This window comes from Pseudomonas sp. NPDC087342, from assembly GCF_044744265.1.
GTDB lineage: Bacteria > Pseudomonadota > Gammaproteobacteria > Pseudomonadales > Pseudomonadaceae > Aquipseudomonas > Aquipseudomonas nunensis.
The window spans coordinates 1,081-3,419 of record NZ_JBIUXZ010000051.1; the positions used below are offsets into that span (position 1 = coordinate 1,081).

Consider the following 2,339-nt stretch of genomic DNA (forward strand, 5'->3'; position numbering starts at 1 on the left):
TGTTGGTCCTGCTCTGGGTCAGCACGGCGTGAACATCATGGAATTCTGCAAGGCTTTCAACGCCCGTACTCAGGGTCTTGAAGCTGGTCTGCCGACTCCAGTGATCATCACTGTCTATAGCGACCGTAGCTTCACTTTCGAAACCAAATCCACACCTGCTTCGGTTCTGCTGAAGAAAGCTGCTGGTCTGACTAGCGGTTCGGCTCGTCCGAACACTGTCAAGGTTGGCACCGTTACCCGTGCTCAGCTGGAAGAAATCGCGAAAACCAAAAACGCGGATCTGACTGCAGCTGATATGGACGCGGCCGTGCGTACTATCGCCGGTTCTGCTCGTAGCATGGGCCTTAACGTGGAGGGTGTGTAATGGCTAAGTTGACCAAACGTCAAAAGGCTATCGCCGGCAAAATCGAAGCAGGCAAGTCCTACAACTTTGTAGACGCTGCCGCTCTGCTGGCCGAGCTGTCGACTGTCAAGTTCAGCGAGTCGTTTGACGTTGCTGTAAACCTGGGCGTTGACCCGCGTAAATCCGACCAGGTTGTTCGTAGCGCTACTGTGCTGCCACACGGCACGGGCAAGACTGTTCGCGTTGCTGTGTTCACCCAGGGTCCAGCTGCTGAGGCCGCTCTGGCTGCCGGCGCTGACCGTGTAGGTATGGACGACCTAGCTGCCGAAATGAAAGGCGGCGACCTGAACTATGACGTGGTTATCGCATCCCCGGATGCAATGCGCGTTGTTGGTCAGTTGGGTCAGATCCTCGGTCCACGTGGCCTGATGCCTAACCCTAAAGTCGGCACCGTAACTCCAGACGTAGCTACCGCGGTTAAAAACGCCAAGGCTGGTCAGGTTCGTTATCGCACCGACAAAAACGGCATCATCCACACTTCCGTTGGCAAGGTCGGTTTCGACGCTGTCAAGCTGAAGGAAAACGTTGAAGCCCTGATCGCTGATCTGAAGCGTATCAAGCCAGCTTCCTCGAAAGGCATTTACGTCAAGCGCGTTACCCTGAGCACCACCATGGGTCCAGGTCTGGTCATCGACCAAGGCTCGCTCGACGCGTAAGACACAGGTTGGCGCAAGCGATTGCGCCAATTGAAAGATTGGGGTCCCTGCCTGGCGGGGGCTATCCAAGACCGTAGGCGACGCAAGTCTTAAACCTCAAGCCTACGCAGATGGTGCTCCCGGTTCCTTACCGAATCAGACACCAAAACGACATCCGGCTCCGGTTGGATGAAACGGTAACAAGCAGGAGTTAAACCCGTGGCAATTAAACTCGAAGACAAGAAGGCCATCGTCGCTGAAGTCAACGAGGCTGCCAATGTTGCCCTGTCTGCTGTTGTGGCTGATGCCCGCGGCGTGACAGTAAGCGCTATGACCGGACTCCGTAAAGAGGCTCGTGAAGCTGGCGTTTACGTACGTGTTGTACGTAACACCCTGCTCAAGCGCGCCGTTGCTGGCACTCAATATGACGTGCTCAACGACGTGTTCACTGGCCCGACCTTGATTGCATTCTCCAAAGAACATCCGGGCGCTGCTGCTCGTATCTTCAAAGAGTTCGCAAAAGGTCAGGATAAGTTCGAGATCAAGGCAGCTGCGTTCGAGGGCAAGTTCCTCGCAGCTAATCAGATCGACGTACTGGCAAGTCTGCCGACCCGTGACGAAGCAATTTCTCAGCTGATGAGCGTGATTCAAGGCGCAACCAGCAAATTGGCTCGTACTCTGGCGGCCCTTCGCGACCAGAAAGAAGCTGCCGCAGCCTAAGGCTGAGCGACTCCTTTCAGCGTTTATTGTTTATTTCGATGGCCGCGTAGGCTGTCACCCCAATACAGGAATTTATAGTCATGTCTCTGACTAACGACCAAATCATCGAAGCAATCGGCGAAAAATCCGTTCTGGAAATCGTTGAGCTGATCAAGGCCATGGAAGAGAAGTTCGGCGTTTCCGCTGCCGCTGCTTCCGCTGGTCCAGCTGCTGTCGCTGCTGTTGTTGAAGAACAAACTGAATTCAACGTCATGCTGCTGGAAGCTGGCGAGAAGAAAGTTAACGTGATCAAGGCAGTACGTGAACTGACCGGTCTGGGCTTGAAAGAAGCCAAGGCTGTAGTTGACGGCGCTCCTGGCATGGTACTGGAAGCTGTTTCGAAAGACGCAGCTGACAAAGCCAAAGCCACTCTGGAAGAAGCAGGCGCTAAAGTCGAGCTGAAGTAAGCATCGACTTTGCGTCTCCAGCCCGAGCGTTAAGCGAAAGGCTGATGGCTGGTGGCTCTTGCCACCGGCCTTTTTCCGTTATTGGCATCCGACTGGGTCGGTGCTGGTAACGAGCTGTAACCACCCGATGCGGTG

The 2,339-nt window shown here is 54.7% G+C and carries 4 protein-coding genes; all 4 read left to right on the forward strand.

Features of this window, described 5'->3' with window-relative positions; genetic code table 11:
• Positions 1–364 (forward strand): 50S ribosomal protein L11 (gene rplK, locus ACIOYV_RS33160; protein WP_401330689.1); only part of this gene is annotated, 364 nt, incomplete at its 5' end.
• Positions 364–1,059, forward strand: coding sequence for a 50S ribosomal protein L1 (rplA, locus tag ACIOYV_RS33165; protein WP_007896626.1), 696 nt, complete (start codon positions 364–366; stop codon positions 1,057–1,059). The genes rplK and rplA, both read left to right, overlap by 1 nt.
• A gap of 198 nt (positions 1,060–1,257) precedes the next feature.
• Complete coding sequence (gene rplJ, locus ACIOYV_RS33170) at positions 1,258–1,758, forward strand: 50S ribosomal protein L10 (RefSeq protein ID WP_028621539.1); 501 nt, start codon at positions 1,258–1,260, stop codon at positions 1,756–1,758.
• Between the two features lie 80 nt (positions 1,759–1,838).
• Entirely contained in the window at positions 1,839–2,204 is a 366-nt protein-coding gene (gene rplL, locus ACIOYV_RS33175; RefSeq protein WP_010467258.1) for a 50S ribosomal protein L7/L12, read from the forward strand.
• The last annotated feature ends 135 nt before the right edge of the window (positions 2,205–2,339 follow it).

What these genes read in the sequence shown, in the direction of transcription:
- rplA (WP_007896626.1), top strand. Translation starts at nt 364, where the DNA reads ATGGCTAAGTTGACCAAACGTCAAAAGGCTATCGCCGGCAAAATCGAA.
- rplL (WP_010467258.1), top strand. Translation starts at nt 1,839, where the DNA reads ATGTCTCTGACTAACGACCAAATCATCGAAGCAATCGGCGAAAAATCC.